Source organism: Pelosinus fermentans JBW45 (assembly GCF_000271665.2).
In the GTDB taxonomy this organism is placed as follows: Bacteria; Bacillota; Negativicutes; order DSM-13327; family DSM-13327; genus Pelosinus; species Pelosinus baikalensis.
The window spans coordinates 1261125-1276080 of sequence record NZ_CP010978.1; the positions used below are offsets into that span (position 1 = coordinate 1261125).

11 protein-coding genes and 1 riboswitch are annotated in these 14956 nt (G+C 39.1%); all 11 genes read left to right on the top strand.

All coding sequences use genetic code 11. The features are described from left to right. Positions 1–32: 32 nt before the first annotated feature. The 11 genes from JBW_RS05150 (at position 33) to JBW_RS05200 (ending at position 14810) form a co-directional block, all read left to right on the top strand. The gene (locus tag JBW_RS05150; protein ID WP_007955732.1) at positions 33–1178 is read left to right on the top strand and encodes a polynucleotide adenylyltransferase; all 1146 of its coding nucleotides are present in this window, start codon (positions 33–35) and stop codon (positions 1176–1178) included. Positions 1179–1593: 415 nt separating this feature from the next. Next, positions 1594–3282: a methyl-accepting chemotaxis protein gene (locus JBW_RS05155; RefSeq protein ID WP_007955736.1), complete on the top strand. Its 1689-nt coding sequence runs from the start codon at positions 1594–1596 to the stop codon at positions 3280–3282. 254 nt (positions 3283–3536) lie between these two features. Beyond that, positions 3537–4664: a YibE/F family protein gene (locus JBW_RS05160; protein ID WP_007955738.1), complete on the top strand. Its 1128-nt coding sequence runs from the start codon at positions 3537–3539 to the stop codon at positions 4662–4664. A gap of 76 nt (positions 4665–4740) precedes the next feature. Continuing rightward, positions 4741–4826: riboswitch (cyclic di-GMP riboswitch) on the top strand. Between the two features lie 81 nt (positions 4827–4907). Then, positions 4908–6614, top strand: a complete 1707-nt coding sequence (locus JBW_RS05165; RefSeq protein WP_007955741.1) for a methyl-accepting chemotaxis protein — start codon at positions 4908–4910, stop codon at positions 6612–6614. 336 nt (positions 6615–6950) lie between these two features. Then, entirely contained in the window at positions 6951–7931 is a 981-nt protein-coding gene (locus JBW_RS05170) for a diguanylate cyclase domain-containing protein (RefSeq protein WP_007955743.1), read from the top strand. Then, the gene (locus JBW_RS05175; RefSeq protein WP_235334143.1) at positions 7900–10518 is read left to right on the top strand and encodes a chemotaxis protein CheA; all 2619 of its coding nucleotides are present in this window, start codon (positions 7900–7902) and stop codon (positions 10516–10518) included. The genes JBW_RS05170 and JBW_RS05175 overlap by 32 nt, the downstream gene beginning before the upstream one ends. Before the next feature lie 64 nt (positions 10519–10582). Beyond that, positions 10583–11011, top strand: a complete 429-nt coding sequence (locus tag JBW_RS05180; protein WP_007955747.1) for a chemotaxis protein CheW — start codon at positions 10583–10585, stop codon at positions 11009–11011. Between the two features lie 26 nt (positions 11012–11037). Further along, positions 11038–13044: a methyl-accepting chemotaxis protein gene (locus tag JBW_RS05185; RefSeq protein WP_007955749.1), complete on the top strand. Its 2007-nt coding sequence runs from the start codon at positions 11038–11040 to the stop codon at positions 13042–13044. A 61-nt stretch (positions 13045–13105) separates the two neighbouring features. Continuing rightward, positions 13106–13981, top strand: a complete 876-nt coding sequence (locus tag JBW_RS05190; protein WP_007955751.1) for a CheR family methyltransferase — start codon at positions 13106–13108, stop codon at positions 13979–13981. Then, entirely contained in the window at positions 13959–14333 is a 375-nt protein-coding gene (locus JBW_RS05195; protein ID WP_007955753.1) for a response regulator, read from the top strand. The genes JBW_RS05190 and JBW_RS05195 overlap by 23 nt, the downstream gene beginning before the upstream one ends. Before the next feature lie 3 nt (positions 14334–14336). After that, complete coding sequence (locus JBW_RS05200; protein ID WP_007955755.1) at positions 14337–14810, top strand: chemotaxis protein CheX; 474 nt, start codon at positions 14337–14339, stop codon at positions 14808–14810. Positions 14811–14956 lie beyond the last annotated feature (146 nt).

The following is a 14956-nucleotide window of genomic DNA, read 5'->3' on the forward strand; positions in this document are numbered from 1 at the left end:
TCTTAGATGGATAAAAGGAGAAAGAAGACATCATGAGTGATAATGTATTAACAGAGAGAGAGTTCGCCAAAATCATTGCGGAAAATGGTGGGCGTGTGTTTAGAGTTGGTGGTTGTGTCCGGGACAGTTTTATGGGCATCACACCAAAAGATATTGATTTCAGTGTTGTTGGTATGGTTAAGAAAAATTTTAAAATGCTATTTCCTAAGGCGGAAGAATGTGGTAAGTCCTTTCCAGTTTTTCGCTTGGCGATAGACGGTATAAAGCGTGAAGTCGCCTTTGCCAGGACAGAGTGGAAAGTTGGCAGCGGTTATAAAGGATTTAGAGTATCAGCCAAGCCAAAGATCACCATTGAGGAAGATCTTTTTAGACGAGATACTACCGTTAACTCCATGGCGCAAGATAGCTTAACAGGAGAAATTATTGATCCTTTCCAAGGGCAGGAAGATATAAGGGCTAAGGTATTACGGGCGACTAGTCAGCATTTCTCCGATGACCCAATGCGCGCTCTGCGTCTTGCAGGTCAATCCGCTCGGTTTGGTTTTGCAATAGATTCAGCTACGTTGCTTTTTGCCAGGGATGTCAAGGAAGAGTTGATTCACGAACCTGTGGAACGGATGATTGCGGAATTGGGCAAGGTTGTAGCAGAGGCATCCGAACCAGGTCGATTTTTTAAAGTTCTGGCAGAAACGCAGTTATTGGAGGTTACCTTTCCAGAAATTGCAGAGTTGCCTGTAGACGATTTTGAAAAGGCAATGGCTGGGCTTAATTTAGTGGCAAAAGCTACATCAAGCTCTAAATTACGATTTGCATCCCTGGGTTTAGTGATGGATCAAATGCGTTTAGCACGATGGAATCAGAGAATGACTCTGCCTGGTGATTGGCTGGATGCGGCCCTTAGAGTTAATCAAATCACAGGCTTTTTAGAAGAAACCACTCCTGAGAAGATCGTAGATACGATTGGAAATTTAAGGCGTGGTTCTCTCAAAATTGAAGAATTGGATCTTATTATTACAGCAGCCAAATTAAAAATCTTAACATTAGGGCCACTAAAGGCTGCAATGGTCTTGCCTCAAGGGGAGAGTGTCCCTAAAACATTGCAGGGGAAAGAAATTGGTGAATGGCTGCGAAAAAAACATATAGAGGCTATCGCCAAACAATTGAATAGCAATTCATAAAAAATCTTCTACATCCATAAAACGTAGATAAATGGCTAAGTTTACCAGAACTCGATGAAATAGACAACATCAAGGTAACACAATTTGCTTATGTTACCTTGGCACTGTCTATTTTTAATATATTACGTCAAAATTTGGTATTTTCCTTCTTTTGGCACTTATTAATTTTGAATAAACGGAGAAAATTCCCAGAAATATTACATAAAGTACCAAATAAAAATTGAGAAAGCGACATAGTTCCATAAATTTTATGAAATTTAAGCTTATTCAACTTTAATTAGCTTAATACTCTTATTTATGTAACATAAGCAAATTGTGTTACATAAATATGGGATCTTTTAAAAAGGAGGGGTTCGTTAATAAACTGAAACCTATTTTTAACAAATCTATTTAGGGGATAAGGTGGGAGAATTTTATGCGGATATCAATAAGCAAGCAAATTCTATTTGTATGTATTATGATCGTTATAGCTTTTACAGGGCTTAACGTATATACATATTATGAAATTGATAATGTGCAAGATGGCTATGATAATGTGCTAAAGCGAAGCGTTCCTTTAGTAGTCGAGGTTAAGGATCTTAATATTGAATTAAATGTTCAATCATCCCAGGTTCGAGGGTATATTTTAACGATGAATCCTACATATATTCAAGGGTATGAAGCCTCTAGGAAAAATATGGAGGCCACTCTGATTAGCTTGGAAAAGAAGTTAATTACACCTGAAGGCAAAGAAAAGGTAGCTACTCTGCGAGCATCACTAGCTGAATATCATAAGGTTTCTGATCAAGGAATTAATGCTCGAAAGACCTTAGGTCAAGAGGAAGCCTTAAAAGCAGTAGCTGCTTCAGGAGCAAAAATCCAAGCAGCTGAAAAAAATATGAGTGATACTGTAAAGTTTTTAACCGAACGTATGGATCTTAGGATTCAAGAGAATGTTAATGCAACAGATCGTATTCAGATGTTGCTTGGACTTTTAGATGTGATTATCTTGATTTTAGCTTGTATTTTGGCACTCTTTTTAGCACGGCGCATTTCTAAACCTCTTGGGCAAGTAGCTGCATCAGCGCAAAGTATCGCCAGCGGTGATTTGCGAGTGATTAATATCCAATATTCTGCCAAGGATGAGATTGGCGATATGATTCAAGCATTTACGGCTATGACTGATAATTTACGCCATGTGGTAGGACAGGTAGCAAAATCTGCTGAGCAAGTAGCAGCAGCCAGTGAAGAATTGACAGCCAGTTCTGAGCAGTCCGCTCAAGCGGCAGGACAAGTTGCTGAAACGGTTACTAATGTAGCCAGTGGTGCATCTAGTCAAATGGTGACAGTAGAACAAACGGTTTCAGTCGTAGGAGATATGGCGTCAGCTATTACTAATATTGCCAGCAATGCCAATCAGGTATCTGCAAAATCAGAGGAAACGGCTCAGGTGGCAAGTGATGGCACAGATGCAGTGAATCTGGCAACGAAACAAATGCAGATCATTGAAGAGTCCGTTGCCCAATCAGCACAAGTCGTACAGCAATTAGGGACAAGTTCGCAGCAAATTGGTGAAATTGTCGATGTCATCAGCGGCATTGCCGGGCAGACCAACTTATTGGCGCTTAATGCTGCCATAGAGGCAGCCAGAGCTGGCGAGCAAGGACGAGGTTTTGCAGTGGTAGCGGATGAAGTCCGAAAGTTAGCTGAGCAGTCGCAAGAAGCAGCGCAAAGGATCGCTGTCATTATCCGTGATATCCAAGCAGAGACTGGCAAAGCAGTAGCAGCCATGAATCAGGGAACGATTGAAGCATCGAAAGGCACAGAGATTATTACGAGTGCTGGTGAGCGATTTCATGCTATTACTACAATGATTCAGCAACTAAATGGTCAGATCCAGGATATTGGTACAGCTGCTGAGAAACTTTCCATTTCCAGCGGTGATGTTGTTTCTTCTGTAGATAGTGTGAAAAGCATAGCAGGTAATACAGCAGGAGATACCCAGACCATTTCGGCGGCAACAGAAGAACAATCTGCTTCTATGGAGGAAATTGCATCTTCCAGCCAATCCTTAGCTAGTATGGCAAATGAATTACAAGTAGTCGTTTCTCAATTTCGATTATAATTAAAAATCGGACATGACTTTTTAAATAGGGCTTTATCCTAGCTAGGTACTTTTTTCATGACGAATAGGTGCCTAGTTTTTCTTTACTATATTAGAGTTTATAATTTATACAAAAAAAATGAACCGCGAAGGTCACGAAGAAATTAGTGTTTTTCGTATTGCTTAATTCGATTTGCAGGAGAATATGTAGGTGGTAGTCGAAATTCTCAAAAGATAGTACATTACATTTTTTAGAACAAGGAGATCTTTTAAAAATGAATTTACAACGTATTTTTCCCAGCTATATTCTTATCGCTCTCATAGCCTGTTTACTTTTTGGTACCGTGCCCGTTCTAGGGGCAGGAAGCAATGCTGAATCCATTGAGTATGTGAATGGCGTGGTGTTATCAATACAATCTTTGGATGTAGCACCCAATAAAAAAGTGGGTATCAGCAGTAAAAGTTTAGTTACAATCCTGCTCACATCAGGGGCAGAGTCCGGCAAGCAAGTGCAAAGCATTAATTATATTACGAATCAACCTTTATTTGATATTAGTCCCAGCCCTGGTGATAAAATTATTCTTGCAGTGAGTGATGTGCAAAATGAAAAACAGTATCATATTGCGGATTATAATCGTCTTTTTCCCACGTATATTCTAGTTGGTCTTTTTATTTTATCCTTATTAATTCTAGGGAAGACCATAGGCATCAAAACTATTTTTGTTATTTGCTTTTCAATAGTTATTATTCTTAAAGGTATGATTCCCTTGATCTTAAATTACCATTGGAACTTTATCATTGCCACGATGCTTGTTTGCGCAGTGATTACAGCCATTACTCAAATTACCATTAGTGGCTGGAACTCAAAGACCTGGGGTGCTATTTTAGGAACCGTTGGTGGTGTAGTGATTGCCGGTGTATTAGCTGCTATCTCCATTTCTTGGATGCATCTGACGGGGTTAGATAGTGAAGAAGCAATGATGCTAAAGGTTACGACCCTCACCTTTATGAACTTCCAAGAAGTATTATTTGCAGGCATTATTTTAGGATCATTAGGTGCTGTTATGGATGTTACCATATCCATTGCATCGACTCAATATGAAATCAAACAGTCCTGTCCTCATTATGGATTTAGAGAAATATTCAACTCGGGTATCAATGTTGGACGCGATGTTATGGGAACTATGGCAAATACCTTGATCCTGGCTTATACAGGCAGCTCTTTGCCGTTGGTATTTTTGATCGCATCACAAGATAATGTGTCTTTTATGCGCATTATGAATTTGAATATTGTTGCAACAGAAATTACAAGGGCCCTCACGGGAAGTATCGGACTTATTTGCTCTATACCGTTAACGGCTGTTATTACAGCTTTTCTTTTGAGTCGAAAACATAGTAAATAATTATATATCCCTAACGTTCTAAAAAGTTTGGCATATGTTGACAGTTTATGTAATATAATGTAATATTAAGTGGAAAAATATATTGTGGCAAACTTATCCAAAGATAAGGACGCAAAGCCGTGGGTCTAAGGGAAGATATCCTATGATTGCCAGGTTGCCGATTCAATGTAGAATTGTAATTAGCACCAGCGTATCTTAGACTGGTGCTATATTTTTACATTTACATACTTTAGGGAGGTTTATGTGAAGCTAAAGGTTAAGGGGAAAATACTTGCAATCATTTTAATAATATCAATTGCAACACTTTTAGTTGGTTCTATCGGATATTATTATACAAACACGATGAGTAACGAAATGAAAATTATGTATAGTGAAAATCTGTTGTCGATTAAAAGGTTAAATGAGACTCGACATAATTTTAGAGCCGTCCATGGAATGATTCTGGAAATGATTTTTGGTAATCTTGACAAAGCAAGAGAAGATGTCTTGGTCACTCAGATGAAATCGTTGTCGACGGAAACAGACCAAACATTAAAGGCATATGAAAGTCAAAATTTGGGGTCCTTCGAACGGGAAAAGTTAGTAGTGCTAAAAGAAGCAATCGGTCAATATCGAACAGAACGTCAAAAAGCTATCGAATTATCTCAGCAAGGGCGCAAGCAGGAAGCGTATGCTTACTTCACCCAGCAGGCAGCCGGCAAACTGGAAATAGTCAATTCAACTCTTAAGGAGTTAGCTGACTTCATGTCAGATAAAAGTGAAAAGGCGAATCGTAAGGGACACGAGTATGCTGGATTTGCGGGAATCGTTATTTTCACATTAACAGGATTTTTTGTTCTACTTTGCCTGTTCTTAGGTTGGAGATTATCCAATGCAATTGCCAGAAGGTTAAAATCCGTTTGCATGTTTCTAAATGAGATCGAAAAAGGAAATCTTGGTCTAGAGAGTATTAAGGTGGTAGACCAGGATGAAATTGGTGATATTGGGGTCGGATTAAATAGCATGGCTTGCAGCTTGCAGCGTTTGGTACGCCAGGTAGCATCTTCATCTGAGCAAGTTGCTGCCTCGTCAGAAGAGCTGACAGCAAGCGCAGAGCAATCGGCTCAAGCTACGAATCAAGTAGCAGTGACGATTAGTGAAGTAGCCCAAGGAGCTGAGCAGCAGGCAAGTGCAGTGAATGTTACGACTGTTGTAGTACAGCAGCTTTCTGCAGGCATTGAGAAAGTTGCCGAGAATTCAGCGATCATAAGTGGCGTATCCGATCAAACCTCTAAAGCTACCCAAGATGGTACGCAAGCCGTAAATGCGGCAATTAGTCAGATGGAAATCGTAGAGAAAACGGTGACTAAGTCAGCTCAAGTGGTGACGAGATTGGGAGAACGATCCAAAGAAATTGGACAGATTGTCGATACGATATCGGGAATTTCTGCTCAAACCAACCTTCTGGCGCTAAATGCTGCTATTGAAGCGGCACGAGCAGGTGAACATGGCAGGGGCTTTGCTGTTGTTGCTGAGGAAGTTCGTAAGTTGGCAGAGCAATCCCAAGAAGCAGCCAAGAAAATTGCCGATTTAATTACGGAAACCCAGTCGGATACCGAAGAAGCAGTGGTTGCGATGACAGAAGGCAGCCATGAGGTTAATGTAGGAGCACAAGTGGTTAATACCGCAGGGCAAGCTTTTAGGGATATATCAGCACTCATTGACCAATTAGCGATGCATATAAAAGAGACTTCAACTTCTATTGAAGAAATGGCGTCTGGCAGTAAGCGAATTGTGGAATCGGTACACGACATTGATACGATTAGTCAAGAAACGGTTGGCAGGACACAAACCGTGTCTGCCGCCACAGAAGAGCAGTCGGCATCTATGGAAGAAATTGCTGCATCCAGCCAAGCATTAGCTAAAATGGCAGAAGAACTTCAAGGAATTGTTAGACAATTTAGAATGTAGAAAATCATACTGAATATAAAAAACCTTTCTATAATACATAAAAAGACCCTACAGGGGAGACTTCTTTAGTGTCTGCTCTGTAGGGAACATTTTATATTAGAGAGGTTTTTATTATTTACTCATGGACACTTGTGATTTACATGTTAAGTTATAATCGTCAAACCAAAATAGTCAGAAAGTGGAAGCATGATTTCCTTGATTTTTTGACTAAATCTCTTTAGAGTAGAAGGCAAGGTAAATCTAATAAGATCTAGCGGAGTAAGGCGAATCATTATATAGTAGTAAGATAGCTGTGAGTATAGAGCTGAAGATAATTTTAAAATAAGGTGAGGTCAAATGAAAGTATTAATCATTGATGATGAAAAAAGCATTCGGACCATCCTTTCAAAAATGGTACAGCAATGGGGATATGAAGTGACCCTTGCTGCTGATGGTGAAAGTGGATGGAAGATATTCCAGATTATTAATGAGCCTGTTATTGTGCTCTTAGACTGGATTATGCCCGGTATAGATGGGGTGGAGCTATGTAAGAGGATAAAACAAGGCGCAAAAACGTCCCATACGTATGTCATTATGCTAACAGCAAGAAAAAGCGATATAGAAGATATGGTTATTGGCTTTGATGCTGGAGCGGATGATTTTTTGACTAAGCCAATTGATCCAAGAGAACTGAGTTGCCGATTATCCGTTGGCAGCCGTATTTTAAGTTATCAATATGAATTAGAGCAGCGCAATGCCGCCTTATACGAGACTACACGAGTTATGGAAAATATTATGCGGGAGTTACAGACTGTAAATGGAAAGTTAAAAGATCTTTCCATGGAAGATGAAGTTACAGGTATCGCCAATAGACGATGTTTGGAAAACTACTTGGCTAAAGAGTGGTGGCACGCATTGCGCGAGAAAAAAATAATGACATTTATCATGATTGATGTAGACTATTTCAAGCTTTATAATGATACCTATGGACATCTGGCAGGAGATGAATGCCTAAAAAAGGTTGCAGCAGTATTGGATCATAGTGTGAAACGCAATTCAGATATAAAGGCACGTTATGGCGGTGAAGAATTTGCAGTTGTTTTGTATGCTACGGATTATGCTGGAGGAAAAAAGATCGCTGAAAAAATTAGGTTAGCTGTTGAAGAGTTGCAGATACCTCATAGTGCTTCTGCTATTAATCCCTATGTTACTATTAGTTTAGGCGTTGCCACAATGATACCAGATCCCGATTCCTCTTATGAGATGTTGATCAAGAAAGCCGATGATGCTTTATATCGGGCGAAACGTGAAGGCAGAAATAGATGGATTGCTGTTTGACTTAGGAAGAGGTGGTAGCATGCTAAATGATGAAAAACTGATTCAAGAATTTGTTGTAGAAGCGAAAGAACATGTAGAAAAGATAGAGTCAGGACTGCTGTCCTTTGAACAAAAAGAGTATGATGAAAATGTGATCAATGCAATTTTTCGCTCGGCGCATAATATTAAAGGAACAGCAGGTTTTTTTGGCTTTCAAAAAATCGTTGAATTATCTCATGCCATGGAGAGTGTACTTGGAAAGATACGGAGCAGGGAACTTGCTCTAATACTTGACATCGTGGATGCATTATTAATGGCTAATGATGAGCTGCGGGAATTATTAGATCACATCGCTATAAGTGAAGAACGAGATATTGCTTCTTTGGTAAAAAGGCTGCAGCATATTTATATAAGTGGTAAAGATGCTCAGCTAATTGAAAGATTAGATGCTGCGGATGAGACCTTCATTCCTCAAATACCCCAGAAAACAGCAGCAGAGAATCACAGGGATAATGCCACTAACAAGATGATTAGTGAATTGGGAAAGAAAGGTCATAAAATATATAAATATGTACATGAATTTGATTCTCAACAGATTGATGTAGAGAGATTTTCTATCAATATGTCAAAGAGTATTCAGTCCATTGGAACTATCTTGAATAGTTATATTCGAAACAAGAATTTTTTAAAAGAAGAAAAATTCTCTAGGCAAGAAATAGTATTTTTATTTAGTACTGTGCTGGAAAAAGAACTGGCGGTAATGGCAATTGGTGCCAATGCAAGAGATATTGAGGAGCTTTCCATTTCCACTCAAAGTGCAGAAATTTTTCAACTATTATCGGAAATAGAGGAAAAGTCAGCTTATCCTAAAGAAGAGAATTTACTTAAGAGTAAGCAGAAGGCTTTAGATTTTTCGGAAGAAAAAATTAAAAATGATTTGGCTGAAGAACGTATTAAAGTGGATGTTGCTTTACTTAATAATCTAGTAAACTTGTCTAGTGAGATGGTACTGGCAAGAAACCAATTACTGCGATTATTAGAAGCACATGTGGACGGGATACCGGGTATTCGGCCTGTTTTACAAAAGATTGATCATACCACCACCGAAATGCAAGAAAAGATTATGCGTACCCGGATGCAGCCGATCTCCATTTTATTTCATTCCATTCCACGTTTAGTACGTGATTTGTCAAAGAAATTGGGGAAAAGTCTTACACTGAAAATGGAAGGTAAGGAAGTGGAAATGGATAAATCTATTCTGGAAGGATTGATCGATCCATTTACCCATCTGATACGTAATGCATTGGATCATGGCATAGAAAAGCCTGAGACTCGAAAGGCTTTAGGGAAAGATCCTACTGCAATGATCGAGATAAAAGCGCGGCACGAAGGTGGCCGAGTGATTATCGATATCATGGATGATGGAGCAGGGATTGATGTGGAGAAGGTTAGGCAGCAAGCTTTGCAAAAAGGGCTGGTCGGGCAGGAAGAAGCAAAGGATATCAGTGAAAGTAAAATGGCAGAATTAGTCTTTTCACCAGGCTTTTCAACCGTCTCCCAGGTAAGTGATATTTCAGGCCGGGGCGTAGGTTTGGATGTGGTCCGATCGAATATTGAAAAATTTGGCGGTACTGTAGAGCTGCATACCTTGAAAGGAAAAGGAACGACTTTTCGCTTGCTGCTGCCTTTAACCTTAGCGATTATACCTTCTCTCATTTTAGCAGTTGGCAAGCATAGCTTTGCTTTGCCTCAGGCTCATTTACAGGAAATTGTGCGAATCGTAGATGGACAAGAGACAGGGAGATTGCAGTGGATCCAAGGGCAAAGAGTACTGCAGCTGCGTGGGAAATTAGTTCCCATTGTTCACCTTGCAAATGTGATTGGTTTGGAAAAAAACTTCGAAGCATCAAGCCCTATTACACGAATTCTGATTATAAAAATTGCCAGAAGAACCTTTGGTATCATTGTTGATGCCATTCATGGTCAGGAAGAACTTTTAGTAAAGCCCATGCCTAATCATTTAAAAGAAGTAAAAGTGTATTCAGGAGTGACGATCTTAGGTGATGGCAGTATTGCCATGGTTCTAGATGTTGAGGGGATTGCCAGTATGGGGAAATTGGTGTTTTCCGAAGAAGGGGTGGAAAGTTCTCATTCGGAAATGGTATCATTAGATAGTCAAATACAAGAGATGCAGAATTTATTGCTATTTCAATGTTCCGGGCCAGAAATCTTTGGCCTGCATTTGTCCATGATCGCAAGGGTTAACGAAATTAGCCCGCACCAGATCGAAGAAATTGGGAATAAACAATACTATAATTCTCAAGGTAATATCATGCAATTAATCCGATTGGAACAGTATCTGCCAGTTGTTTCTAAAGAACATTCAGGTGAGAAAATGTATGTGATTACACCTAAAGGGAATACCCTTTCCTTGGGTCTTCTGGTAAGAACAATAAAGGATACAGTACAAGTGGACTCCTTGATGGTAGAAGAGGATATCCAAGGAAAAGGACTATTAGGATCGACGATCATCAATGAAAAAATCGTACTGTTAGTGGATTTGCATGAAGTCTTTGAGATGAGTACTTCAGAACAGTTGCCCAATTGAAATTTGATAAGGCAGATGTATTGAAAAAAGTGGCAGATGTGCAAGTTGTAAGAGGAGAACTTTCATGACAGGAAAAATTTTGACCTTCTATCTTGGTGGTAGTTTGTGTGGCATCGATATAGTTTTTGCTAAAGAAATTAATCGAAATGTTAAGTATACGGCTGTTCCAGGAGGGGCATCCCACGTAGTAGGTCTTTTGAATTTGCGTGGACAAGTAGTGACTTTATTTGACTTAACCCAGATATTACATTTAAATCAGAAACAAGAAGATAAGAAAACGAAATGTATGATTCTAAAAGGGCTTTTTCAGGGAGATCATGTAGGTTTTTTTATTGATAAGCTAGCAGAAGTGATTGATATAACACCTGATATGTGTGAATTACCACCAGCAAATATAAAGAATCTGCAAGGACGATTTATATCGGAAATAGTAAAGTTTAATAAAGAAATTATTTTAATTCTAGATATAAATAAAATATTTGATGCGATATAAATGGAACACGGGAAGGAGAAAATGGCATGAAGTGGTTTAATAACTTAAATATTGGTAAAAAACTAATGATTAGTTTTATGCTGATTGTCTTTATTGCGGGTCTTATGGGGTTAATGGGAATACATAATATTAAGGAAATAAAAATGAGTGATCAGCAGCTATATGAGGTCAATACCATTCCTCTGGGAGAACTTGCCCAGGCAGCGATGTCGTATCAGCAGATTCGAGTGCTTGTCGGTCAATCCATTATTGAAACAGATAAAGAGAAGAAAAAACAATATCGTACTTCTATTGATGAATTGCATAATAAGATGAATATGAAATTGGCGGAGTTTGAACAAAGTATTAAATCGCCAATGGTTCGACAGGAATTCAATAAGTTGAAAATAATACAAGGTAAGTGGAGCGTTATTTTGGATGAAGTATTACGTCTTATCCAAGCAGGAGATAATCAGGCTGCTTATGCTATTTATGCCGGGCAAGGCAATCAATTTTCATTAGAACTCACTCAGCTTATTGATCGATTAATTGATTTACAAATGCTACATGCAGGTGAAACGGCAAGAAGTAACTCGGCAGAAGCAGAAGCGACAATTAAGAATATGGCAATTTTACTTGGTATAGGCTTTTTGGCAGCTATGAGTTTAGCTGTATTTATAACTAGGAAAATTACAGAGCCAGTGAAGGAACTGCAAACTCTTATGTCCCAGGTAGAAGACGGTAATCTTACCATAACGGGAAAAGCAAGTTCTCAAGATGAAATAGGGCAGCTGACTTTGTCTTTTAATAAACTCATTGAGACGATGCACCAAATGACGAAAGAAATCTATGACACCGTCATTGTTTTGAATCAATCTTCCAATAGCATGTTGATGGTTGCGGAGGTGGTAGCATCGAATAGCGAAGAAATGAGTGCTGTTATTAACAGTGCCAGTGAGTCTACAGAGGAAATCAATATAAGTGTGACTCATGAAGCGAATGCATCTTTGGAGTTAAACGGAAATATCCATTCCATCTCTGTCGCCACAGAAGAAATTTCTTCAACTATTCATAGTCTGGCTTCTGCCTCTGAACAGGCATCTGTTAGTTTGGATCAAGTAAGTAATCTAATTGAGAAAATATCTAGGGGCATCAGCCTAGTTGCTGGTTCTGGCAAAGATGTATCAAGCTCTGTATCCGATGTGGTAATTGCCGTAAAGGAAATTAATCTTTCTTTAAATGAAGTCGGAAAAAATTGTCAGCAATCCATTACCGTAGCCAAAGATGCAGAGTTGCGAGCACAGGAAACTACAATAATTATTCAGAATTTAAGCGGTGTATCAAAACAAATTGGTAAGGTAGTTAATTTGATCAATGACATTGCTGACCAGACCAATATGCTGGCGCTAAATGCAGCTATTGAAGCTGCAGGTGCTGGTGATGCAGGCAGAGGATTTGCTGTTGTGGCTAATGAAGTCAAAGAATTAGCTAAGCAAACATCAGGAGCAACGGATGAGATAAGGGCCCAGATCGAGGCGATGCAAGATAAAATGCAAGAGGCAGTACAAGCGGTGTGCGGTATTACCCAGGTTATTGATGTGATGAATACGAATAGCAATAACATTGCAGCAGCTGTAACAGAACAATCTACCGTGGTGGGAGATATATCCTCTGCTGTAATTGTCGCTTCTGATAAGATACATCTGATATCCAATGAAATTGGCGATATTGCAGAGAAATCTCGCCATGTAGCCCGAGGGGCTGGGGAAAGTACACAGGGAGTGAAAGAAATTGCTCATTCTGTTAGCGAGCTTTCCTTGACAGCAGGGGAGTTGGCTAAAAATACAGAAGGTGCGTCGATAAAAATGAGTGAGGTAGCTAATACTTCCCAGAAAATCGCTGCCAATGTTGAAGAGATAGCCATTAGTATGAATGAGATCAATAAAGCCTCACATAACACAGCCAGTAAGGGAGTGGAGACCACCCAGGCTGCCGATGAGCTTGTCTTGGTTTCTGGGAAATTAGAAGCGTTAGCAAAACGCTTTCGAGTATAAGAATCAACCTTAAAAGCCACATAAAGAGATAATAAAAAGACATATATTAGGGGGGATGATGATGAATGGACACCTATCTTCCCAGGCATTTCAATTATTTCAGAAATATATTGAAGAACACTGCGGCATTGTAATTCGAGATGAAAAAGCGTATTTGATTGAGAGCCGACTTTCCAAATTCTTAATACGATTTGGCCTATCAAGCTTTGAAGAATTATATAACATGCTGCGTCAGCAGAAGCAAGCCGCTTTGACAGAAGAAATCATTGATGCGATTACAACAAATGAAACATTATGGTTTCGAGATAAAACGCCTTGGGAAGTTCTAGAAGATCAGTTGCTGCCGAAATACATTGCAGCAATCAGGCAAGGTATGGGCGGAAAGATTCGTATCTGGAGTGCTGCCTGTGCTACTGGGCAAGAGCCCTATTCGATTGCAATGTGTATTGATCGTTATCTCCTGCGACATGGAATTGTTGATATTACATTGAATCACTTCGAGATCGTAGCCACCGATATTTCACATACAGTTTTGCAGCTTGCCAAACTAGGAAAGTATGACAATATAACGATGGCTCGTGGAATGACTTTGGGTTATCGAGAACAATATTTTCGCCAAGAAGGACGTACATGGCTGCTAGATGAGAAGATCAAAAACAGCGTTCAATTCAGGCAGTTTAATTTGCAAAATAGTTTTATAGGGTTAGGATTCTTTGATTTGATCTTTTTTAGGTATGTAGCAATTTACTTTTCAGAAGCATTAAAAAGGGAAATTGTCAAGAAAATTACGAACTCTTTAACTAAAAAGGGTGTGTTAATTTTAGGAAATTCAGAAGTATTCCTGGATTATAACGAATACTTTGAAGCCGAGTATTATAAAAATGCTAACTTTTATACTGTGAGGGGTGGATGTTATGAAAATATTATCCGTAGATGACTCGGCCATCATTCGAAAAATTATACGCAGTGGCGTAGAGGTACTTGATTATGAATTGGTGGAAGCCGCAGATGGGATAGAGGCCTTAACCATTTTAGAGAGAGCTTCTGAAGATATTATTCTAATATTATTAGATTGGAATATGCCTGGTATGGATGGATTAGTTTTTCTAGAGAAAATTAAAAATACAGCATCTCTTAATCATATACCCGTAATGATGGTTACTACAGAGAGTGAAAAAGAAAATATTATAAGAGCAATTCAGGCTGGAGCCATTAATTACTTAGTAAAACCCTTTACCATTGAGGAACTAATGAAGAAAGTATTAGAATGTATGGGAGAAGGGAGGTAGCCTATGGAGTCGCAAAAAAAAATATTTTTGCAAAAATGTTTAGCAGAGTCTGTTTCTGATGTATTTAGTACTATGGTTGGAGTAGAACTCTGCCCAATACAAGAAAAAGTAGCTGCTCCTAAAGGGTATAAAAGCGAAATTACAGGAGTGATGATGATTTTAAGTACCCATAATGCCTTGCTTTCCATAGCACTAAGCAAAGAAAATGCGGCGATGATTGTTTCCTTTATGACAGGCGTTGCCTCTGTTGAATTGGCAGATGAAGAACTGTATGATGGCGTTGCTGAATTAGTAAATATGATAGCTGGCAGGGCAAAAGCCTTATTAGCAGGAACAGATTATCATTATCAAATCACACCTCCTCTTACCATTGTTGGCGAAAATCATTTCATTCTGTATAAAAAGAACGTATCTCAGCTCAGTATGGAATTTGAAGCCGAAGAAATAAAACTTCATTTAGATTTGACCTATTTATGAATAGAGGAAGTATAAGTTTCTATTAAGGAGAACGCTAAACACAGAGGGCACAGAGTTCCACGGAGAACACAGAGACGTGTTTATCCTACACCTTTGTGTTCTTTGTGTCCGCGTAAGCGGCTTTGTGTCTTTGTGTTTCAAAACGG

Excerpts from the sequence above, each read along its gene's own strand:
- JBW_RS05150 (WP_007955732.1), top strand. The coding sequence starts at position 33 with ATGAGTGATAATGTATTAACAGAGAGAGAGTTCGCCAAAATCATTGCG.
- JBW_RS05155 (WP_007955736.1), top strand. The coding sequence starts at position 1,594 with ATGCGGATATCAATAAGCAAGCAAATTCTATTTGTATGTATTATGATC.
- JBW_RS05160 (WP_007955738.1), top strand. The coding sequence starts at position 3,537 with ATGAATTTACAACGTATTTTTCCCAGCTATATTCTTATCGCTCTCATA.
- JBW_RS05170 (WP_007955743.1), top strand. The coding sequence starts at position 6,951 with ATGAAAGTATTAATCATTGATGATGAAAAAAGCATTCGGACCATCCTT.
- JBW_RS05180 (WP_007955747.1), top strand. The coding sequence starts at position 10,583 with ATGACAGGAAAAATTTTGACCTTCTATCTTGGTGGTAGTTTGTGTGGC.
- JBW_RS05185 (WP_007955749.1), top strand. The coding sequence starts at position 11,038 with ATGAAGTGGTTTAATAACTTAAATATTGGTAAAAAACTAATGATTAGT.
- JBW_RS05190 (WP_007955751.1), top strand. The coding sequence starts at position 13,106 with ATGAATGGACACCTATCTTCCCAGGCATTTCAATTATTTCAGAAATAT.
- JBW_RS05195 (WP_007955753.1), top strand. The coding sequence starts at position 13,959 with ATGAAAATATTATCCGTAGATGACTCGGCCATCATTCGAAAAATTATA.
- JBW_RS05200 (WP_007955755.1), top strand. The coding sequence starts at position 14,337 with ATGGAGTCGCAAAAAAAAATATTTTTGCAAAAATGTTTAGCAGAGTCT.